Source organism: Pseudomonas sp. FBCC-B545, assembly GCF_059134095.1.
The window spans coordinates 5,672,933-5,694,404 of sequence record NZ_CP101441.1; the positions used below are offsets into that span (position 1 = coordinate 5,672,933).

General features: G+C 61.3%; 18 protein-coding genes. 6 read left to right on the forward strand and 12 right to left on the reverse strand.

Annotated elements, in window-relative coordinates:
* Nucleotides 1-39 precede the first annotated feature (39 nt).
* The 5 genes from miaA to NMB39_RS26195 are packed head-to-tail and all read right to left on the reverse strand — an operon-like array spanning nucleotide 40 to nucleotide 5,684.
* The gene (gene miaA, locus NMB39_RS26175) at nucleotides 40-1,011 is read right to left on the reverse strand and encodes a tRNA (adenosine(37)-N6)-dimethylallyltransferase MiaA (RefSeq protein WP_198719908.1); all 972 of its coding nucleotides are present in this window, start codon (nucleotides 1,009-1,011) and stop codon (nucleotides 40-42) included.
* Nucleotides 1,011-2,927, reverse strand: coding sequence for a DNA mismatch repair endonuclease MutL (gene mutL / locus NMB39_RS26180; RefSeq protein WP_370881227.1), 1,917 nt, complete (start codon nucleotides 2,925-2,927; stop codon nucleotides 1,011-1,013). The genes miaA and mutL overlap by 1 nt, the downstream gene beginning before the upstream one ends.
* Nucleotides 2,927-4,348 (reverse strand): N-acetylmuramoyl-L-alanine amidase, encoded by a 1,422-nt coding sequence (locus NMB39_RS26185; RefSeq protein WP_057010734.1) that lies wholly within the window; start codon nucleotides 4,346-4,348, stop codon nucleotides 2,927-2,929. Before NMB39_RS26185 ends, mutL begins: the two co-directional genes overlap by 1 nt.
* Nucleotides 4,349-4,365: 17 nt before the next feature.
* A complete protein-coding gene (gene tsaE, locus NMB39_RS26190; RefSeq protein ID WP_225924143.1) occupies nucleotides 4,366-4,797 on the reverse strand; it encodes a tRNA (adenosine(37)-N6)-threonylcarbamoyltransferase complex ATPase subunit type 1 TsaE in 432 nt (143 codons plus the stop codon).
* Between the two features lie 26 nt (nucleotides 4,798-4,823).
* Nucleotides 4,824-5,684, reverse strand: coding sequence for an NAD(P)H-hydrate dehydratase (locus NMB39_RS26195; RefSeq protein ID WP_306956924.1), 861 nt, complete (start codon nucleotides 5,682-5,684; stop codon nucleotides 4,824-4,826).
* 63 nt (nucleotides 5,685-5,747) lie between these two features.
* On the opposite strand from NMB39_RS26195, the gene queG reads away from it, so the two are divergent.
* Complete coding sequence (gene queG / locus NMB39_RS26200) at nucleotides 5,748-6,815, forward strand: tRNA epoxyqueuosine(34) reductase QueG (RefSeq protein WP_057023432.1); 1,068 nt, start codon at nucleotides 5,748-5,750, stop codon at nucleotides 6,813-6,815.
* On the opposite strand, the gene NMB39_RS26205 is transcribed toward queG, so the two are convergent.
* Nucleotides 6,809-7,426 carry a trimeric intracellular cation channel family protein gene (locus NMB39_RS26205; protein WP_172833454.1) on the reverse strand — a complete coding sequence of 206 codons (618 nt, stop codon included), beginning with the start codon at nucleotides 7,424-7,426 and terminating at the stop codon, nucleotides 6,809-6,811. The genes queG and NMB39_RS26205 overlap by 7 nt on opposite strands.
* Nucleotides 7,427-7,898: 472 nt before the next feature.
* Nucleotides 7,899-8,441, reverse strand: a complete 543-nt coding sequence (gene orn, locus NMB39_RS26210; RefSeq protein WP_010213620.1) for an oligoribonuclease — start codon at nucleotides 8,439-8,441, stop codon at nucleotides 7,899-7,901.
* A 108-nt stretch (nucleotides 8,442-8,549) separates the two neighbouring features.
* On the opposite strand from orn, the gene rsgA reads away from it, so the two are divergent.
* A complete protein-coding gene (gene rsgA / locus NMB39_RS26215; RefSeq protein WP_005784215.1) occupies nucleotides 8,550-9,581 on the forward strand; it encodes a small ribosomal subunit biogenesis GTPase RsgA in 1,032 nt (343 codons plus the stop codon).
* A gap of 168 nt (nucleotides 9,582-9,749) precedes the next feature.
* Here the strand turns inward: rsgA and motB are convergent, their stop codons facing one another.
* Nucleotides 9,750-10,769 carry a flagellar motor protein MotB gene (gene motB, locus NMB39_RS26220; protein WP_494339874.1) on the reverse strand — a complete coding sequence of 340 codons (1,020 nt, stop codon included), beginning with the start codon at nucleotides 10,767-10,769 and terminating at the stop codon, nucleotides 9,750-9,752.
* A 3-nt stretch (nucleotides 10,770-10,772) separates the two neighbouring features.
* Complete coding sequence (gene motA, locus NMB39_RS26225; RefSeq protein ID WP_043047893.1) at nucleotides 10,773-11,624, reverse strand: flagellar motor stator protein MotA; 852 nt, start codon at nucleotides 11,622-11,624, stop codon at nucleotides 10,773-10,775.
* Nucleotides 11,625-11,790: 166 nt separating this feature from the next.
* Here motA and NMB39_RS26230 point away from each other — a divergent pair, with 166 nt between their 5' ends.
* From NMB39_RS26230 to asd, 3 genes are read left to right on the forward strand one after another with little or no spacing between them, the layout of a single operon-like run.
* A complete protein-coding gene (locus tag NMB39_RS26230) occupies nucleotides 11,791-13,326 on the forward strand; it encodes an HDOD domain-containing protein (RefSeq protein WP_057023434.1) in 1,536 nt (511 codons plus the stop codon).
* 57 nt (nucleotides 13,327-13,383) lie between these two features.
* Nucleotides 13,384-14,199 (forward strand): rhodanese-like domain-containing protein, encoded by an 816-nt coding sequence (locus tag NMB39_RS26235; RefSeq protein ID WP_057023435.1) that lies wholly within the window; start codon nucleotides 13,384-13,386, stop codon nucleotides 14,197-14,199.
* 15 nt (nucleotides 14,200-14,214) lie between these two features.
* On the forward strand, nucleotides 14,215-15,075 hold the full coding sequence (gene asd, locus NMB39_RS26240; protein ID WP_306956922.1) for an archaetidylserine decarboxylase: 861 nt from the start codon (nucleotides 14,215-14,217) through the stop codon (nucleotides 15,073-15,075).
* 116 nt (nucleotides 15,076-15,191) lie between these two features.
* On the opposite strand, the gene serB is transcribed toward asd, so the two are convergent.
* Nucleotides 15,192-16,406: a phosphoserine phosphatase SerB gene (serB, locus tag NMB39_RS26245; RefSeq protein ID WP_057023437.1), complete on the reverse strand. Its 1,215-nt coding sequence runs from the start codon at nucleotides 16,404-16,406 to the stop codon at nucleotides 15,192-15,194.
* A 133-nt stretch (nucleotides 16,407-16,539) separates the two neighbouring features.
* Here serB and NMB39_RS26250 point away from each other — a divergent pair, with 133 nt between their 5' ends.
* Nucleotides 16,540-18,075: an AhpA/YtjB family protein gene (locus NMB39_RS26250; RefSeq protein ID WP_057023438.1), complete on the forward strand. Its 1,536-nt coding sequence runs from the start codon at nucleotides 16,540-16,542 to the stop codon at nucleotides 18,073-18,075.
* Nucleotides 18,076-18,253: 178 nt separating this feature from the next.
* On the opposite strand, the gene NMB39_RS26255 is transcribed toward NMB39_RS26250, so the two are convergent.
* Nucleotides 18,254-18,964: a PqiC family protein gene (locus NMB39_RS26255; RefSeq protein WP_043047900.1), complete on the reverse strand. Its 711-nt coding sequence runs from the start codon at nucleotides 18,962-18,964 to the stop codon at nucleotides 18,254-18,256.
* Nucleotides 18,965-19,136: 172 nt separating this feature from the next.
* Entirely contained in the window at nucleotides 19,137-21,401 is a 2,265-nt protein-coding gene (gene parC, locus NMB39_RS26260; RefSeq protein WP_057023439.1) for a DNA topoisomerase IV subunit A, read from the reverse strand.
* Nucleotides 21,402-21,472: the final 71 nt, after the last annotated feature.

The window sequence follows — 21,472 nt, forward strand, 5'->3', positions numbered from 1 at the left end:
GCCGCCACACCCCCAAGGATAGACGGCAATTGCAAGGACTCAGCTCAATATGGAGACCGTTCCCAAGTATTTCAAGGCGCGTGACAGATTGTCGCTGTCCAGGCTGTCCAACCAGTGCAATTCGCTCCAGCTGCGCAGCCAGGTGAACTGGCGCTTCGCCAATTGGCGCGTGGCAATGATGCCGCGCTCCTGCATTTCGGCTGACGTCAGCTTGCCATCCAGATGATCCCAGACTTGGCGGTAGCCTACAGCGCGTATCGAAGGCAACCCGGGATGCAAGTCACCTCTTGAACGCAGTGCTACGACCTCCTCCACAAACCCCTGTTCCAACATAATTGTGAATCTTTGTGCAATTCGTTCATGCAGCACCTGGCGATTTGCCGGAGCGATGGCCAGGTTCGCCACAGTATAGGGCAATTGTGACTGTCCAGATGCGCCTGCATCAGCACTTTGCGCACTTTGTTTCAGCCGGTGTTCAGTCATGGTCCGGCCACTCACGCGCCAGACTTCCAAGGCACGGGTGAGACGCTGGGGGTCATTGGGGTGAATGCGCGCCGCCGACACCGGATCCACCGCCGCCAATTGATCGTGCAAGGCTTGCCAGCCGAGGCGTGCAGCCTCTTCTTCGAGTTCGGCGCGCACTTGGGCGTCAGCGGGTGGCATATCGGCCAGGCCTTCCTGCAAAGCCTTGTAGTAGAGCATCGTACCGCCCACCAGCAGCGGAATATTGCCCCGCGCGGTGATCTCAGCCATGGCCGCCAGGGCGTCGGTACGAAAATCCGCGGCCGAATAGCTCTCGGCCGGGTCGATGATGTCGATCAAACGGTGCGGATACTGGGCCAACAACGCTTTCGACGGCTTAGCGGTACCAATGTCCATGTCCCGGTAAACCAGGGCAGAGTCAACGCTGATCAGCTCGCAGGGCAACACCTTGGTCAGCTCGATGGCCAGGTCGGTCTTGCCGGCGGCCGTGGGGCCCATCAGGAAGATTGCGGGGGGCAAGGCACTCATCAACGGCCGCGCAGGAAGAGTTTGTCCAGATCGTCCAGGCCCATCTGGGTCCAGGTCGGTCGGCCATGGTTGCATTGGCCGCTGCGCTCGGTGTTTTCCATGTCACGCAGCAGGCCGTTCATTTCCGGCAGGGCCAGGCGGCGATTGGCGCGTATGGCACCGTGGCAGGCCATGGTGCCAAGCAGCTCATTGATATGCGCCTGGATACGGTCACTGGTGCCGTATTCCATCAGGTCTGCCAGCACGTCGGCCACCAGGCGGTTGGCCTCGGCCTGCTTGAGCAATGCGGGAATCTGACGGATCGCCAGGGTTTCCGGGCCCAGGCGCTGCAATTCGAAGCCAAGTTTCTGGAACACACTGTGATGCTCTTCGGCGCAATCGGCCTCGCGCTGGCTCACCGCCAGGGACTCCGGCACCAGCAGCGGCTGGCCGCTGAGGCCTTCGCTGGCCATGGCAATCTTCAGGCGCTCGTACATGATTCGTTCGTGGGCGGCGTGCATGTCCACCAGCACCAGGCCATGGGCATTTTCCGCAAGAATGTAGATGCCCTTGAGCTGCGCCAGGGCATAGCCCAGTGGCGGAATATCACCGCCGCCTTCGGGCAGCGACGTAGCCGCACCCGGCTCGGCACCCGGCAGCGGCGCGAAAAACTCACGGTAAGCGGCCTGGGCCTCGGCCACCGGCACAGTCGATTGCGGACGCGGCGTATATTGATACTGATAGCCCGCACCGGCACCCGAGTTCGGCGCCGTGTAGGTCGGTTGCGACTGCGGCGATTGCAGCAGGTTGGCCGCCAGGCTCATTTCCCCCTGGGGGCCAAACTCACCGGCTTCCGGGCCAGTTGGCCGTACCACGGCAGTGACAATCGGCGCTGACAGTTGGTCATCCGGACGCACATCGCCCAAGGCGCGGTGCAGCGTGCCATACAGGAAGTCATGCACCATGCGCCCGTCACGGAAGCGCACTTCGTGCTTGGTCGGGTGCACGTTGACGTCGACCACCGACGGGTCGACCTCAAAGAACAGCACAAACGTCGGGTGCCGCCCGTTGAACAGCACGTCGCGGTAAGCCTGGCGTACCGCGTGGGCCACCAGCTTGTCGCGTACCGCACGGCCGTTCACAAAGAAATACTGCAAGTCGGCCTGGCTACGAGAAAACGTCGGCAAACCGACCCAGCCCCACAGCCTCAGGCCATTGCGTTCGATCTCAATCGGCAGTGCCTGCTCCAGGAACCCGCTACCGCACACTGCCGCCACCCGGCGAGCGCGGGCGGCGTCGTCGTGGGCTTCGTGCAGGCTGAGGATGGTCTTGCCGTTGTGGCGCAGATGAAACGCCACATCGAAGCGGGCCAGGGCCAGGCGCTTGATGACTTCCTGCAGGTGGTCGAATTCGGTTTTCTCGGCCTTGAGGAATTTGCGCCGTGCCGGGGTATTGAAAAATAGGTCGCGTACTTCTACCGACGTGCCCACCGGGTGCGCAGCCGGCTGAACCCGAGGCGCCATGTCGCGGCCTTCGGTTTCCACTTGCCAGGCTTGCTCGGCACTGCGGGTGCGTGAGGTCAAGGTCAGGCGGGCCACGGAGCTGATAGAGGCCAGGGCCTCACCACGAAAGCCCAGGCTCATGACGCGCTCCAGGTCTTCCAGGTCGCGGATCTTGCTGGTGGCGTGACGGGCCAGGGCCAGCGGCAGGTCGTCGGCGGAGATGCCGCTGCCGTCATCACGCACCCGCAGCAGCTTGACCCCGCCCTGCTCCACGTCGACATCGATGCGCTTGGCGCCGGAGTCGATGCTGTTTTCCAGCAACTCCTTGATCACCGAAGCCGGGCGTTCAACCACCTCACCTGCGGCAATCTGGTTCGCCAGGCGCGGGCTGAGTAATTCGATGCGCGAGCCGCTATTCAAAATGGACTCGCTCATTACTGTGCCGCCAATTCAGTGCCGGGAATGGTCAACACCTGGCCGATCTTCAACTCATCGGTTTTCAGGTTATTGGCGCTGCGCAAGGCCGCAGGCGTGACCTGGAAACGTACTGCCAGCATGGCAACGGTGTCACCGGGCTGCACGCGATGGTCCCGCGGGCCCTGGGCGATCTTGCCGGAGTCGCGCAGCCAGGCGATATAGGTGCCCGGCGGCGGGTTCTGCTGGAAGAACTGGCGCACGCCGGCGCTGATCGAGCGTGCCAACGCCTGCTGATGGCTGGCGCTGGCCAGCTTCGACGCCTCGTTGGCGTTGGAGATAAACCCGGTTTCCACCAGGATCGACGGGATATCCGGCGACTTCAACACCATGAACCCGGCCTGCTCCACGCGCTGTTTGTGCAGCGAGGTCACGCGACCGATGTTGCTCAGGACTTTCTGGCCGACGTTCAGGCTGGAGGTCAGCGAGGCGGTCATCGACAGGTCGAGCAGCACGCCGGCGAGCATCTTGTCCTTATCGTCGAGGGACACGTTGCCGGCCCCGCCGATCAAGTCGGAACGGTTTTCACTGTCGGCCAGCCAGCGGGCGGTCTCGGAGGTGGCGCCGCGATCCGACAGGGCAAACACCGAAGCACCAAAGGCGGCAGTGGACGGGGCGGCGTCGGCATGGATCGACACGAACAGGTCAGCACCCTTCTTACGGGCGATTTCGGTACGGCCACGCAAAGGAATGAAGTAGTCACCGGTGCGCGTCAGCTCGGCACGGTAGCCCTTCATGCCGTTGATCTGGCGCTGCAGCTCGCGGGCGATCGCCAGTACCACGTCCTTCTCATGCTGGCCACGGGAGCCGGAGGCACCCGGGTCTTCGCCACCGTGGCCGGCGTCGATCACCACGATGATGTCGCGCTTGCCAGCCGGTGCGGGCGGCGGAGGTGGCAGCTTGACCTGGGGTTGCGAGGGGTTGACCGGCACCGCCGGTACCGTCGCCACGCTTGGCGTCGGCGCAGGCGGCGGTGCGGCGTCGGCAGGGTTGTCGAACAGGTCGACCACCAGGCGGTTGCCGTATTGGGCGTTGGGTGCCAGCGAAAAACTTTTGGGGGTCACGGCCTTTTTCAGGTCGATGACCACGCGCAGGTCGGTCGGCGTACGCTGGGCCGAGCGCATGGCGGTAATTGGCGTGTTGGCGGTAGAAACCTTCAGCGGCGCGGCCAGACTGGCACCATTGATGTCTATCACCAGGCGATCAGGTGCCGTCAGGGTAAAGACACTGTGCTGGACCGGGCCAGACAGGTCGAACACCAGTCGCGTGTTATCCGGCGCTCGCCACAGGCGAACACTCTTTACCTGTGAAGCAGCCAGAGCATTGACAGTCATTGCCGCAAGCAACACCCCCACGACAGCAACCAACGCGCGAAAGCGCATACCTAACCCCACCAATTTTATTTGAATTCCAATGCCAGAGTGGCGCACCACGCTTTAGCGCGCTCGCTCTGGGGCAACAACTTCAGCTGACGTCCGTGCTCATGCGGCGTAATGGTAATGGTCATGTCTGGCTTTGGCAAAAAGCCTGTGCCTTTATCTGGCCATTCGATCAGGCATAGCGCATCTTCGTCGAAATAATCACGGATACCCATGAATTCGAGCTCTTCGGGGTCTACCAGGCGATAGAGGTCGAAGTGGAAGGCACGCACGTCACCGATCTCGTAAGGCTCTACCAAAGTGAACGTCGGGCTTTTCACCGCGCCCGTATGGCCCAGACCGCGAATAATTCCTCGCGACAGTGTGGTCTTGCCGGCCCCAAGGTCACCCTCGAGAAAAATCAATCCTGCCCCGGCGGTGACCTGCGAGATGCGTTGACCGAACGCAACCATGGCGTCTTCATTCGCCAAGGAAAGCACTAATTCAGGCACGGTGACTGCTCCTCCAGCAATTGACGAATGGCAGGTATCAGGTCGCTGGCAGCCAGGCCGCGACCAAAACTGCCTTGGCGATCTCCCGCCGTGGCGTGCAACCATACCGCCAGGCAACTTGCCTCATAGGCGGGCATGCCCTGGGCCAATAACGCGCCGACCAGGCCGGCCAAGACATCACCAAGCCCAGCCGTCGCCATGGCCGGATGGCCTTGATCACAGCGGGAAACACGTCCGTCCGGGCTAGCAATCAAACTGCCGGCACCCTTGAGGATAGCCACCGCATTGAATTTCTCGCTCAACGCGCGCGCCACCTTAAGGCGGTCTGCCTGAACCTCGGCTGTCGAGATGCCCAACAACCGCGCTGCTTCACCTGGATGCGGGGTGATCACGCTATTGGCAGGAAGGCTGACGCTGCCTGTGGCCAGCTGATTCAAGGCGTCAGCATCCCAGACCTGCGGCTGCTGGGCATTGGCCGCCACGGACAGCAGGCTTTTGCCCCACGCGGCAGCGCCCAAGCCAGGGCCAATCACGATGACCGAGATTTTTTCCAGCAGGCTCATCAACTGGTTCGCAGAGCTGACGCCCACCGTCATCACTTCCGGCAGCCGTGCCAGCGCCGCCGGCACATGCTCAGGGCGGGTCGCCAGGGACACCATGCCGGCACCGCCGCGCAGGGCACTTTCGGTACTCAGTAACGCCGCGCCACCAAAGCCGCGGTCGCCACCGATGACTAATACATGGCCGAACTGGCCTTTATGGGCATCCGGGGAACGCGCAGCCAGTTGCGGCAAATGGCCGGGCAACAGGGGCTGAACGTCGGTTATTTGGTGTTTTGTCTGAGGCATGCGTCTTCAAGCTCCGATGTCTGGCAGAATTATACGCATCTAACCCGTGGTTTCCTGTGTCTCATGCCTGCTATTACCTCCGATCTGCCCGCCCTCGCCCAATCGATCAAAGACTGGGGCCGCGAGCTGGGCTTCCAACAAGTCGGCATCAGCGGCCTCGACCTGGCTGAGCATGAACAGCACCTGCAACGCTGGCTCGACGCGGGCTACCACGGCGAGATGGACTACATGGGCGCCCACGGCAGCAAACGTTCACACCCCGACGAGCTGGTGCCCGGCACCTTGCGCGTGGTGTCGCTGCGCATGGACTACCTGCCCGGCGATACCCAGATGGCACAACTGCTGGCCAAGCCGGAAAAAGCCTACATCTCGCGCTACGCCCTGGGCCGCGACTACCACAAGCTGATCCGCAAGCGCGTGCAGCAATTGGCCGATCGCATCCAGGCACAGATCGGCCCCTTCGGTTTTCGCGCCTTTGTCGACAGCGCCCCCGTATTGGAAAAAGCTATCGCCGAACAAGCCGGACTGGGTTGGATCGGTAAAAACACCTTGGTACTCAACCGCAAGGCCGGCAGTTATTTCTTCTTGAGCGAACTGTTTGTGGATCTGCCGCTGCCGCTGGACCCGCCCCATGTCACCGAACACTGTGGCCGCTGCACCGCCTGCCTGGACATCTGCCCCACCAATGCCTTCGTCGGCCCTTACGTGCTGGACGCCCGGCGCTGCATTTCCTACCTGACCATCGAACTCAAGAGCGCCATCCCCGAGGACCTGCGCCCACTGATCGGTAACCGCGTATTTGGCTGCGATGACTGTCAGATCGTTTGCCCGTGGAATCGTTTCGCCCGACCTACCGCCGAAAGCGATTTCAAGCCACGGCACAATCTGGATAACGCGGAACTTGCCGAACTGTTCATGTGGGACGAGGATAAATTTCTCAGCAGTACCGAAGGTTCACCCTTGCGCCGTGCCGGGTACGAGCGCTGGTTGCGCAACCTGGCGGTAGGCCTGGGTAATGCGCCGTCGAGCATACCGGTGCTGGAAGCCTTGAAGGCGCGGCGGGATTACCCGTCGGAGTTGGTGCGCGAGCATGTGGAATGGGCGCTCAAGCAACACGCTGGTCGTCAGTGAACGTCATCGTTGTAGACGAACTTGGGCATTTCCCAGTGAAAACGGATCGCCAGCAGGCGCAATAGAAAGCCGCTGAACAACGTCAGCAGAATTGCCTGCTCACTCGGCAGTTCCAGATAAAGACACAGCAGATAGAACCACGCGGCCAGGAATGACACGCTGGCGTACAGCTCGCGGCGGAAGATCAGCGGGATGTCGTTGCAGAAGATATCCCGCAGAATACCGCCGAAGACACCGGTGATCACCCCACTGACCGACGCCACCAACATGCCGTGGCCCATTTCCAGGGCGGTCATGCAGCCAATCAGGGTAAATGCCACCAAGCCCAAGGCGTCCAACGCCAAAAACAGCGAGCGCAGGCGGCGCATCAGCGGTGCGATAAAAATCGTCACCAGCGCCGCGACGGAGGTGAGCACCAGATATTCCGGGTGTTTTACCCACGTCAGCGGGTAGTGACCAAGTAATACATCGCGCACCGAACCACCGCCCAAGGCCGTCACACAGGCGATCAGCACCACGCCAAACCAGTCCATGCCACGCCGACCGGCAGACAACGCGCCAGTCATGGCTTCGGCCGTGATGGCGATGAGGTAGAGCATCAGCAACATGATGGCGATCCTTGCAGAGAGGCCGGCAGTCTAATCATTTGCTGATGGCACCAAAAGGGGGCAAACGCTCTCCAACACTTGGATTTGCAAACCCATTCAAGTGTGGGAAGGGGCTTGCCCCCGATGAGCATGGGTATCTACACAACTCTGACATGCGACCGTCAGTAACCACGATGCGAAGCGAGCCGCTCTTGATCTTGGTTACTTTCGCGCTTTTCGAAAGTGACCCTCCGTAAGGGCGGAACCAATAGCGGCCGTCAACTAAACAATGGATATGTACTCGATCCAACCGAACATCCTGGTCGGCTGTGAGGCCGCCATCGGGGGCAAGCCCCCTCCCACATGGGCCGGCGGCGCACCAGAAGTTGTGTAGATACCCATGCCCCGATGAGGGAGTGTCAGTCAATGCATCTGGGGCTGGCACACCGCCATCGGGAGCAAGCCCCCTCCCACATGTTCAGCAGTCGCCCAGTTTTCAAGCCTTGATGAAATGCTTGCGGTAATGCTGCAACTCGGCAATCGACTCGCGAATATCATCCAGCGCCAGGTGCGTGCTGCCTTTATGGAAGCTGTCCTTGACCTCCGGCGCCCAACGCGCAGCCAGCTCTTTCAACGTCGACACGTCGAGGTTGCGATAGTGGAAGTAGCTCTCCAGTGCCTTCATATGCGTATAAAGGAAGCGTCTGTCCTGGCAGATGCTGTTGCCGCAGATCGGCGACTTGCCCTTGGGTACCCACTTTTCCAGGAAGGCGATGGTTTCAGCTTCGGCTTCGGCCATGCTGATGCGGCTGTCGCGCACGCGTTGGGTCAGGCCGGAGTTACCGTGGGTGCGGGTGTTCCACTCGTCCATGGTGGCGAGCACGGCGTCGCTATGGTGGATAGCGATCACCGGACCTTCGGCCAAGGTGTTGAGGTTGCTGTCGGTGACAATGGTCGCCATCTCGATAATGACGTCGGTGTCAGGGTTCAGACCGGTCATTTCCAGATCGATCCAAATCAGGTTCTGTGGGTTTTGCATGGCTTGATTCTCTTGGCACCTTGGCGTAGCCAGGCAGTTTAGCAGGCGGGGGCGTGCTAGACTCGCGACCGTTTTACCTAACCTTTGCATTATCGACACGGAACACCAATGGCCAAACGCCAGCTCAATCGTCGCCAAAACTGGCGCATCGAAAAGATTCAAGGTGAACGCGCCGCACGCGCCGCCAAACGTGAATCCTCCGCCGTGGAAGCACTCGAGGGCGGCGACCTAGGCCCAGAACAAACCGGCCTGGTGATCGCGCACTTCGGTGTGCAGGTCGAGGTCGAGGCGCTGGAAGGCGAGCTCGCAGGCTCAGTATCCCGTTGCCACCTGCGCGCCAACCTGCCTGCGCTGGTCACCGGCGACAAAGTCGTGTGGCGTGCCGGCAACCAGGGCATCGGCGTGATCGTCGCCCAATTGCCACGCAGCACCGAACTGCGCCGCCCCGACAGCCGTGGCCAGCTCAAGCCGGTAGCCGCCAACGTCGACATGATCGTGATCGTGTTCGCGCCGCTGCCCGAGCCCCATGCCAACCTGATCGACCGCTATCTGGTCGCGGCCGAACACGCCGGCATCCGCCCGCTGTTGCTGTTGAACAAATTCGACCTGATCGACGAGCAGAACGCCCCGGCGCTCAATGCGTTGCTGGCGGTCTATCGCACCCTGGGCTACCCGGTGCTGGAAGTGTCGGCCCATCACGGCAACGGCATGGAACAACTGCAACAGCAGTTGGACGGGCGCATCAGCGTGTTTGTCGGCCAGTCTGGCGTGGGCAAGTCATCGCTGGTCAACAGCCTGTTGCCGGAAGTCGACACCCGCGTCGGCCCACTGTCGGAACTGTCCGGCCAGGGCACTCACACCACCACTACCGCGCGGTTGTTCCACTTTCCCGGCGGCGGCGAATTGATCGACTCCCCGGGCATCCGTGAATTCGGCCTCGGCCACGTCAGCCGCAGCGATGTGGAAGCGGGCTTTATCGAGTTCAACGACCTGATCGGCACCTGCCGCTTCCGCGACTGCAAACACGACCGCGAACCGGGCTGTGCATTGCTCAAGGCCCTGGAAGATGGCCGCGTGCAACAGCAGCGGATGAACAGCTATCGGTCGATTATTGCGAGCTTGCCTGAGAGCAGCTACTAAACCGCCAGCCTCTGTAGGAGCGAGCTTGCTCGCGAAGACCCCAAGAGCAACACGGGCATCCTGAATACACACGTTATCGTTGACGTTTTTCGCGAGCAAGCTCGCTCCTACAGTGAAACGGTAGATACAACAAGGCCGCGATCATCGCGGCCTTGTTGTATCTGGAGCTTAGGAGGCCGGCGCAGGCACCGTAGGATCCTTCATCCCGCCATCATCAAACAGGTTCAGCTTCTGCCGCAACTCATGAGCCGGCAGTGGTTCCTGCTCAGGCGGCAGTGCGTTGGGGTCGGCCGGCACTTCGCCAGGGGCACCATCGCCCTGAGTCGGTACCGGTGGCGGTGGTTGATCGCCTTCAATCGCACGCTGGGCTTTTTTGGTCAGCACCACGATATCGATACGGCGGTTGACCGGGTTGAACGGGTCTTTGGGATCAAATAACTGCGATGAGGCAAAGCCCACCACCCGTGCCACTTGCGGGTCTGGATAGCTGCCGGCCACCAGCGCACGGCGGGCGGCGTTGGCGCGGTTGGCCGAGAGTTCCCAGTTGCCGAAGTCGCCCTGGCCCGCGTAAGGCTTGGCATCGGTATGGCCGCTGATGCTGATCTTGTTCGGCACCGCCTTGATGGTGTCGGCCATGGCCAGCAGGATGTCTTCAAAGTACGGTTTCAAGCGCGCGCTGCCGGAGTCGAACATCGGCCGGTTGGCGGCGTCGGTAATCTGGATGCGCAGCCCCTCGGGCGTGATCTCGAAGGAAATCTGGTCCTTGAACTTCAGCAGCTGCGGATTTTCCTGAACCTTATTCTGCAATTCCTGCAGCAACAGCTCCAGGCGCTCCTGCTCGACCTGCTCGGCCATGGTTTCAACCGTATCGCGCTCGATCGGGATTTTTTCCTGCGGCGATTCGGTCTGCACTTCCGGGTTGATGGTGCGTTCAGGCGCCAACTGCGGAGAGCCGCCCAAGTCGATCACGAAGGGCGTGCCGCTTTCGGAAAAGCCAATCGGGTCTTTGAAGTAACCGGCGATGGCGATTTTCTGCTCCGGCGTGGCGGTAGACATCAGCCACAGCACCAGAAAGAACGCCATCATTGCCGTGGCGAAGTCTGCGAAGGCGATTTTCCAGGCACCACCATGGTGCCCCGCAGCGAAGCGCTTGACGCGCTTGATGATGATTGGCTGGTTGTTTTCCATGGCTTAGCGACCGCGAACCGCTTGTTCCAGCTCGGAGAAACTTGGGCGATGCTTCGGGTAGAGCACCTTGCGCCCGAACTCCACGGCCAGCGACGGCGGCATGCCCGACGCGGACGCTACCAGGCATGCCTTGATCGCTTCATAGAGGTTGACCTCTTCCTTGGCATCGTGGGCCAGGGATGTGGCAAGCGGCCCAAAGAAACCATAGGCCGCAAGAATACCGAAGAAGGTCCCCACCAGCGCCGCGCCGACGTGCATGCCGATGGCTGCCTGGTCGCCCTCGCCAAGGGAGGCCATGGTCACCACGATACCCAGTACGGCCGCGACAATACCAAAGCCAGGCATGCCGTCGGCGATGCCGGTCACGGCGTGGGACGGATGCTCCAGCTCTTCCTTGAGGCTGAACAACTCCATGTCGAACAGGCCTTCCAGCTCGTGGGGCGCCATATTGCCGGAGGACATGATGCGCAGGTAATCACAGATATAGGCGGTCATGCGCTCGTCTTTGAGCACCGCCGGGTACTTGGCGAAAATCGGGCTGGCGGCGGCGTCTTCGATATCGCCTTCGATCGCCATCATGCCTTCACGGCGGCTCTTGTTGAGGATCTCGTAGACCAGCCCCAGCACTTCCAGATAGAAGGTGTGTGAGAAGCGCGAACTGAACATGCCCAGCGACTTCTTGATCACATGCATGGTCATGTAGCCGGGGTTGGCCTGCAAGAATGCGCCAAACGCCGCGCCGCCGATAATCAGCACTTCGAAAGGTTGAATCAACGCGGCGATTTTACCGTGGGAGAGGACGTACCCTCCGAGCACACTTGCGATGACGACAATGATGCCGATAATTTTAGCCATAGGAGATGGGTACTTGCGCCGTCGGGTTCATGGACATATTGGGTGTTGCGGAAAACTCTTGTTCTACTTATCGGCAAAACTGCGCCAGACTATAGCCCGTTAAGGCGAAAAGCCAATTCGGCCCGTTCCGGGCGTGTTAAACGCAAGTGATGATCGCGCCCCAATCATGGCAAACGAAACGACCGTATCCAATGCAAAACCCACCACCCTCGCCGCTTGGATCAAGTGCCTGGACGATGTGTTGCTGCCCGTGCCCCAGGCCAGCCATGAACGCGTGTGCAAGGCCATTCGCGATAGTCGCAGTTCATTGCGAGATATTGCCGAGCTGATGCAAGACAGTCCGGCCTTGGTGCTCAGCGTCATGCGCGAAGCCAACAGTCAAACCCATGGCAGCCTGGCCGAACCCGCGGAAAACCTCGAAGTGGCGCTTAACCGCCTCGGCCTCGAGCGTGCCGAGGAACTGCTGGCGCGCCTGCCCTCGGTGCCAGCCCAGGAAATCCCCGTTGCGTTGCGCCAATTGCTACTGGTGAGCCAGCACGCGTCCCAGCAAGCCAACGGTTTGTTCGGCAGCCGCTTGGCGCGGTTGTGGCAGGACATCCACTGGGGCAGCCTGCTGTTTCTGTCACCGCTGTGGCCGATGGCCGTCGCCTTCCCCAAGCTCCTGGAGGAATGGGAGCTGCGGGTGATCCATAAAGGCCAGTCGGCGCGCCAGGTCGAGCAAGAATTGTTCGGCGTGCGCTTGCTCGACCTTTGCCTGGAGTTGACCCACGCCTGGCACCTGCCGATCTGGGTGTCACAGGGCTACAAGCTGCTGCTGGCGGAGCAGCGTTTGCTGGTCAAGGCGCTGCACATTGCCCGCGAAGACGATGCCCTGCGCCACCAGCAACTGCTCGATGCCGAGCCCAACCTGCGCCGCTGGCTGAACCAGCCGGCCAACACCGTGCTGCTGGCTAACGGCCTGGCGATGTCGGCCCAGGAATCCTGGACCTGCCCGCACACCGAGCGTTGGCAATACCTGACCGCCCTCTACCTGCAGGTGCCATTGAGTGACGTGCAACAGCAGGTGCACCAGCAAGCTGTGACCAGCGCCCGCACCACCTTGATGCCTGATCTCTGGCACCCGGCGCTGTCGCTGATCTGGCCGTGGCATGTGCAGAAGGTCCATCGCGGACTGCTGCCGGCGCCGCCGCCCACCGCCGAGTCCCTGGCTGTATGGCGCAAGCACTGCACCGAGCTGCTGGTCGAGCCAAATCGCTTCGCCAATGCCATGCACTTGACCACCTGCGCCAAGAACGCCTTGGTAGCCAGCGGTATGCAGCGGGTTTTGCTGTTCATGGCCGATCGCGCCTTGAGTACCTTGCGCGTGCATCAGGCCGACGGGTTGCCTAAGGACGCCGCGCACCTGAGCCTGGATGTAATCAACAGCACATTGCTGCAACGCCTGCTGGAAAAATCCGCACAGGTGCGGCTCAGCCCCGACAACCATGCGCAGTTCTCGGCCTTGCTACCGCCGGTCCTGCGTCGCTTGTTCACCGGCGAGCACTTGCTGTTGCGCTCTTTGAGTTGCAACGGCCGCGTGGTGATGCTGATCGTCGCGGACCAGGGCGGCGGCCCGTTCTCGGAAACCACCGTGCAGGCGTTCGGCAAAACCGCTCAATGCATCGAAAAGGCCTTGCACAGCTTTACCAACCGCAGCACCTGATGCTTGCGCTACAATCGCCGTCTTTAATCGCCAACATTTGTGCCCAGGAGACCTCACATGCCTGACTTCTCTGGCTTGCCGCTGGTGATCGAATCCAGCGATCTGCTTGGCCGCCTTGATGCCGAACACCTGATTGTCGTGGACCTCACCAGTGCCGCCCGCTACGCCGCAGGGCATATCCCCGGCGCGCATTTCGTTGACCCCAAACGCACCCAACTGGGCCAGCCCCCGGCACCCGGCCTATTGCCCAGCCAAGCCGACCTGGAAAAACTGTTCGGCGAACTGGGCCACACCCCGGACGCGACCTACGTGGTCTATGACGACGAAGGCGGCGGCTGGGCCGGGCGCTTTATCTGGATGCTCGACGTGATCGGCCACCCGAAATATCACTACCTCGACGGCGGCCTGCTGGCGTGGCTCGAGGAAGGGCTCCCCCTCTCCACCGAAGCCCCCGCCCCCGTCGGCGGCCCGGTCAGCCTAACGCTGCACGATGGCCCCACCGCCACCCGCGAATACCTGCAAAGCCGTCTCGGCGCCGCCGACCTGGGTATCTGGGACGCCCGCGGCCCGCTGGAGTATTCCGGCGAGAAAATGCTTGCGGCCAAAGGCGGTCACATCCCCGGCGCGGTAAATTTCGAATGGACCGCCGGCATGGACAAGGCGCGCAACCTCCGTATCCGCCGTGACATGCCGCAGGTCCTCGAAGACCTCGGGCTGACCCGCGACAAAGAAATCATCACCCATTGCCAGACTCACCACCGCTCTGGCTTCACCTACCTGGTGGCCAAGGCGCTCGGTTATCCGCGAGTCAAAGGTTATGCCGGTTCCTGGGGCGAATGGGGCAACCACCCCGACACCCCCGTTGAGATTTAAGGTTTAAGGACAGTTATGAAAAAGCAGTTGTTTATCCTCAGCCAGTATTTGCTCCCGCACCACTTGCTCTCACGCTTGGCCGGCTGCATTGCCGAATGCCGCGTGCGCTGGTTCAAGAACGCCTTCACCGCCTGGTTCGCCAAGCGCTACCAAGTGGACATGTCCCAGGCCCTGGTTGAAGACCTGACCGCCTACGAGCACTTCAACGCCTTCTTCACCCGCGCCTTGAAAGACGACGCCCGCCCGCTGGACTCGACCCCAGGCGCGGTACTCAGCCCGGCCGACGGCGCCGTCAGCCAGGTAGGACCGATCGAGCATGGCCGCATCTTCCAGGCCAAGGGCCACAGCTTCAGCGTGCTGGAACTGCTCGGCGGCGACGCGGCACTGGCTGCACCATTCATGGGTGGCGACTTCGCCACTATTTATCTGTCGCCGAAGGACTACCACCGCGTGCACATGCCACTGGCCGGTACCTTGCGCGAGATGGTGTACGTGCCAGGGCGGATTTTCTCGGTCAACCAGACCACCGCCGAAAACGTGCCGGAGCTGTTTGCGCGTAACGAGCGGGTTGTTTGCCTGTTCGACACCGAGCGCGGCCCGATGGCCTTGGTGCTGGTGGGCGCGATGATTGTGGCGTCGATTGAAACTGTGTGGGCCGGCCTGGTGACGCCGCCCAAGCGTGAGCTGAAAACCTTCCGCTACGACGAAGCTGCCCGCGCACCGATTCACCTGGAAAAAGGTGCAGAGATGGGTCGCTTCAAGCTGGGCTCGACCGCCATCGTGCTGTTCGGACCGGAGCAGGTGAAATGGACCGAAGCACTGTTGGCGGGCTCGCCGGTGCAGATGGGCCAGGCTATCGCCACACCTAAAGCCTGATTCGAACCATGTGAGGAACAAAATGTTGGAAGGGGCTTGCCCCCGATAGCGGTGGTTCAGTTACTCATGTATTGACTGATACCCTGCCATCGGGGGCAAGCCCCCTCCCACATGTTTCAGAGCTGACCGTCGCGGTCGCGCAAGCCCAGCAGATACAGCACGCCATCCAGACCCAAGGTCGAGATCGCTTGCTTGGCAGATTGCTTGACCAACGGCTTGGCGCGAAACGCCACACCCAGCCCGGCAATCGCCAGCATCGGCAGGTCATTGGCGCCATCGCCGACCGCAATGGTCTGCTCCAGGCGCAAGCCTTCCTTGTGGGCCAGTTCCTTGAGCAGATCCGCCTTGCGCTGCGCATCGACAATCGGCTCGACGGCCAATCCGGTCACCTTGCCATCCACCACTTCCAGCTCGTTGGCAAATACATAGTCAATGCCCAACTTCGCCTGCAACTGCTTGGCGAAGTAGGTGAAGCCGCCCGACAGGATGGCGGTCTTGTAGCCCAGGCGCTTGAGTTCGGCAAACAGGGTTTCAGCGCCCTCGGTCAGGCGCAGTGACGCGCCGATGGAATCCAGCACACTCACGTCCAGGCCCTTGAGCAACGCCAGACGCTCCTTGAAGCTGGCCCGAAAATCCAGCTCACCGGCCATCGCCCGCTCGGTAATCGCGGACACTTGCTCGCCCACACCGGCCGCCTTGGCCAACTCGTCAATGACTTCGGCTTCGATCAGGGTGGAGTCCATGTCGAAAACCGCCAGGCGACGGTTGCGACGGAACAGCGAATCTTCCTGGAAGGCGATATCGACATTCAGCTCCTGGGCCACGCTGAGGAATTCGGCACGTAGCGCTTGCGCATCGGCCGGTTCGCCGCGCACGGAGAACTCGATGCAGCCCTTGCCCTTATCAGCGGGGGTATCCAATGGCATGCGACCCGACAGACGGTCGATATGGTCGATATTCAAACCGTACTGCGCGGTAATGGAGCTGACACGTTGCAACTGCTCGGCAGTGACCTTGCGGGTCAACAGGGTGACGATATGGCGCTTTTTGCCCTGGCCTTGTACCCAGTGCTGGTAGTCCTCTTCGGACACCGGAGTGAAACGCACCTGTTGATCCAGCTTATAGGCCGTAAACAGGATGTCCTTGAGTACCGACGAGGCCTGCTCGGTGCTGGGGATTTCCACCAGGATGCCGAACGACAGAGTGTCATGGATCACCGCCTGGCCGATGTCGAGAATGTTCACACCACCCTGGGCCAGGACGCCGGTAATGGCCGCGGTGAGACCCGGTCGGTCAAGACCTGTGATGTTGATCAGGACAATTTCGCGCAAAGCGCACCCCCAGGCTGGAAAAAAACCGCATTCTACCCACTTTCAGTGACCATCGGGCACAGCCAGCGCTTTGCCGGCCAAGGGCCTGTCGCTATACTGCGCGTCAACTTCACGGACCAAGAGCCGAGCGCAAGTGAACCGGCCCACGCCAGTAAAAACCGATAACTTCTTCCTGCTGATCTTCCGGGCACTGCGCCACCGCCGTGTACCGATCGCATTACGCATCGCCAGCCATAACGTGATCCTGGTCGCTTTGGCCCTGGTGATCTACGCCTGCGTGATGGGTTTGCAGTTCAAGCAGGCCATGCATGAGCAAGCCGATGCCCTGGGCGAGAGCCTGACGACCCAGACCGCCACGTCGGCCACTGAGTTGCTGGTGTCCAACGACATCCTCAGCCTCAACGTACTGCTCAACAACCTGACCAAGAACCCGCTGGTGGCCCATGCCGCTATCTATAGCGTGGACAACCGGATCATGGCCGAGGCCGGGCAACGCCCGAAGAACGGCCTGTTGGGTGAAGCCGAGGGCCTGTACCAGAGCAATATCACCTTTCAGGATGTGAAGGCCGGCCAACTGCGTATCAGCCTTGATATGCAGCAATTCCAGCAGCCGATGACCATCAGCCTGCAGAGCATGGGCATCCTGAGCGCAATCCTGCTGGCCCTGGCCCTGGCCTTGAGCTTGCGCCTGGGGCGGCATATCTCCACGCCGCTGATGCAACTGCGTATCTGGCTGCGGGATATCGACGAACACACCCCGGCCACTGATCGCCAGGACGAAATCGGCGACCTCGCACGCCAGCTTCACACCAGCTTTGCACCGGAACCTAAAGAGCCGGAAGTCGAACCAGAGCCAGAGTACGACGACAGCGACGACTACAACGACGAGCCTGAGTTTGAAGTACGCGACCTGCGCGACCCAGGCTTCGACGAAAGCGCGCCGGTAGCCGGCCTGAAGCCAGGGCCGCGCCATGTGATCAAGGCCGAAGAAGACGAGCTGGACGACGAAGACCCGTTCGCCGACCTGCGCGATACCTCGGCCGTGGCCCCAGCTGCTGCGCCAAAGCCGGTAGCGGTGGAAAGGAACACCGAGCCACAGCACAGCGCCGTACTCGCCGTGCAACTGGGAGCCCAGGAGCAACTGCGCCGCCTGCCGCGTGCGCGCCTGACCGAGCTGCTCGAACGCTACCGCGACTGCCTCGACCAGGCCGCCTCGCTGTACCAGAGCGAATTACATACCCTTAACGATGGCAGCACGCTGATGCTGTTCCACAGCGAAGACAGCGGCGAAGATTACCTGACCAATGCAATCTGCTGCGGCGAGCTGTTGCGCGCCCTGGGCCATGCCTTGCAGATTGAAGTGGCCGATAGCGGCATCACCCTGCAACTGCAGCTGGGCTTGACGGTGGGCGATGACCTGTTTGGCATGAGCCAGATCGACCTGCTGCTGACCGAAATCGCCCAGGATGCCCTGGCCTTGTCCCAACACAGCCGCAACCTGCTGTTGGTGGAACGCAAGATCAGTGAGGACGCGCTGATCCGCCAACGCGCCCGCATCCGCCCGATTGCCAGCCCTGAAGGGGCCAGCTGTGTAGAGCGGTTGATGGAGCCATATCCGTCGATGCTGGAACGTCAGTTGGCGCGCATGCATGAGACCCGCAAACCCTGACGAACACCGCAGGTACCTTGTGGGAGGGGGCTTGCCCCCGATAGCGGAGTATCAGTTGGCACATCATTAACTGAACTGCCGCCATCGGGGGCAAGCCCCCTCCCACATTTGGATCTTCTCCACCCAGCAAAAAGGCCCGCAGAGTATGCGGGCCTTTTTGCTGGGTGCGGGATCCAGATCAGAACCTGAACACTTCCAGATCCGTGCGAATCGGGGTAGCCATCGGCATCTTCGGCTTTTCCGGGGCAGCAGGCTTGGGCTGGGAAGCCTGTTTGCGGGGTGTCTCGGCAGCGACCGGCGGTTGGTTGGCCAGTGGCTTGAGCGCCACCGACAACTGCTGCGCCAAGTGCTGCAACAACACACCCTGGGCCTGGACCTGGGAGGCGGTGGTGCCGGCATGCTCTTCCTGCAGGTGCACGATGCGGTTATCCCGCACTTGCCCGCGACGGTCGATCAGGCGCCACTGTGCATCCAGGATCGCGGGTTGCGACTTGCCGGAGTCAAGCCGCGTGATCGTCAACAGCACCTGCACATCCGGAGTAAACCCGGATGGCCCCGGTGCCAGCACTACGCGCTGGCTGTCCAGTTGGCCGGCCACCTGGCGCAACATCAGTTGATTGATATCGGACGACAGGCTGCCCGCCCAACGACCATCGGTGGAACCTTGCAGGCTGCCGTCGTTCTGACGTTGTAGCAGGGTTTCACGTTGCAGGTAATCGGCAACGACTACCGGGCCAAGCAATACCGCCATGCCCGCTGTCTGGGCTGGCTGAGCCGGACTTCCGCTGTCCAGCTGGTACAGCGACACTGGCTGGTGCGTGCTGCAACCCGCCAGCCCCAAAAGGCCAGCGAGCATCAAAAATAGAGGAAGGCGTGGAGCAGTCATCATCCCATCCAGGTGGCTGCCACAAGGCGAACCACAATGTAATACTAAAAATAACCTGACACGCTCGGCCACGCCGGCGCTGGAAAGGCCATATCATCCGTGAATATGCGCCATGACTCCAGCGCGAAAGCGTCGATCTACGCGTTAAATCGTAGATCGAGGCCTCTAGTACAGCTTAAACCGGCGTTTCCACCAGCAAGGCGTCCACTCGCTGGAAGCCGCGAGGCAGTTTATTACCACGCCGACCGCGTTCGCCCTTGTAGTGTTCCAGGTCGTCAGGGCGCAATGACAACGTGCGCTTGCCGGCCTGGAGCACCAGGGTAGAGCCTTCCGGGACCACCGCGATGTCGGTCACGTACTCTTCGCGACTGGCCACCCGGTCGCCGGGAATGCCGATAATCTTGTTGCCCTTGCCTTTGCCCAGCTGCGGCAAATCGCTGATCTTGAACACCAGCAAACGCCCTTCGGTGGTCACCGAAGCCAGCCAGTTGCTCTCACGATCATCCACCGGCCTCGGCAGAATCACCTTGGCGTTGTTCGGCAGGCTCAACAAAGCCTTGCCCGCCTTGTTCTTGGCCTGCAGGTCTTCCCCCTTGACCACGAAACCGTAACCGGCGTCGGAGGCGATGACGTACAGTGAATCATCGTCCGGCAGCAACACGCACTCGAAATTCGCCCCCGGTGGTGGCGTTAGGCGCCCGGTCAACGGCTCGCCCTGCCCTCGTGCAGATGGCAGGGTGTGGGCCGGCACCGAATAACTGCGCCCGGTCGAGTCGATAAACACCGCGAACTGGTTGGAACGCCCGGCCGCAGCGGTCTTGAAGCCATCACCAGCTTTGTACGAAAGGCCGGTGGCGTCAATATCATGCCCTTTGGCGGAACGAACCCAACCCTTTTCCGACAGAACGACGGTAATTTTCTCGTTAGGCAACAGCTCGGTTTCTGTCAGCGCCTTCGCTTCAGCACGCTCGACGATAGGCGAACGGCGGTCATCGCCGTAGGTTTCGGCGTCTTTGATCAACTCACTGCGCACCAGCTTCTTGAGCTTGGCTTCGCTGCCCAACAGCGCCTGCAGCTTGGCTTGCTCCTTGAGCAGCGCGTCTTGCTCGTCGCGCAGCTTCATTTCTTCCAGGCGCGCCAACTGGCGCAAGCGGGTGTCGAGAATATAGTCAGCCTGGATTTCACTCAGCTCGAAACGCGCGATCAGCTCGGCCTTCGGGTGCTCGGCGGTACGGATGATATGGATCACTTCATCCAGGTTCAGGTAGGCAATCAGCAAACCGTCCAACAGGTGCAAGCGGCGCTCAACCTTGTCGAGGCGGAATTGCAGGCGGCGGCGCACGGTTTGTACGCGGAACTCCAGCCATTCCACCAGCAGATTGCGCAGGTTCTTCAACTGCGGCTTGCCGTCCAGGCCGATGATATTGACGTTGACCCGATAGCTGGACTCCAGGTCGGTGCTGGCAAACAAATGCTGCATCAACACTTCATGATCCACCCGGCTATTGGTCGGGATGATCACGATGCGGCACGGGTTCTCATGGTCGGACTCGTCACGCAGGTCGGTCACTTGGGGCAGTTTCGATGGCTTGGCCTGCATCAATGCGGCGATCTGCTCCAGCACCTTGGCACCGGACACCTGGTGCGGCAGCGCGGTGACGATGATGTCGCCGTCTTCGATGTGGTACACGGCGCGCATGCGCACCGAGCCCTTGCCGGTTTCGTACATCTTCAACAGGTCGGCACGGGGCGTGATGATTTCCGCTTCGGTCGGGTAATCCGGGCCCTGGATATGCTCGCAAAGCTGCTCGACCGTAGCCTTGGGCTCATCCAGCAAGCGCACGCAGGCAGTGGCGACTTCGCGCAGGTTGTGCGGCGGTACGTCGGTGGCCATGCCGACCGCGATACCCGTGGTGCCATTGAGCAGGATATTCGGCAAACGTGCCGGCAATACCAAAGGTTCGTCGAGGGTTCCGTCAAAGTTCGGACCCCAGTTCGCAGTGCCCTGGCCCAATTCGCTGAGCAGTACTTCGGAGTAACGCGACAACCGCGCCTCGGTATAACGCATGGCAGCGAAGGACTTGGGATCATCCGGCGCCCCCCAGTTGCCCTGGCCGTCCACCAGGGTGTAGCGGTAGCTGAACGGCTGGGCCATCAGCACCATGGCCTCATAGCACGCCGAATCGCCGTGGGGGTGGAACTTACCGAGCACGTCACCGACGGTACGCGCCGACTTCTTGTGCTTGGAATCGGCGTCCAGGCCCAACTCACTCATGGCATAGATGATGCGCCGTTGCACGGGTTTCAGGCCGTCGCCGATATGCGGCAAGGCACGGTCCATGATCACGTACATGGAGTAGTTGAGGTAGGCATTTTCGGTGAAGTCAGCCAGCGACCGGCGTTCTACGCCATCTAAGCTGTCTGCGAGGATGTCACTCATGCGGGCCTCATCATTGTTGGGTAACGCGCAGCGGAACTGCCGCTGCGCCGGGTCATTTGAAAAAACTGCGG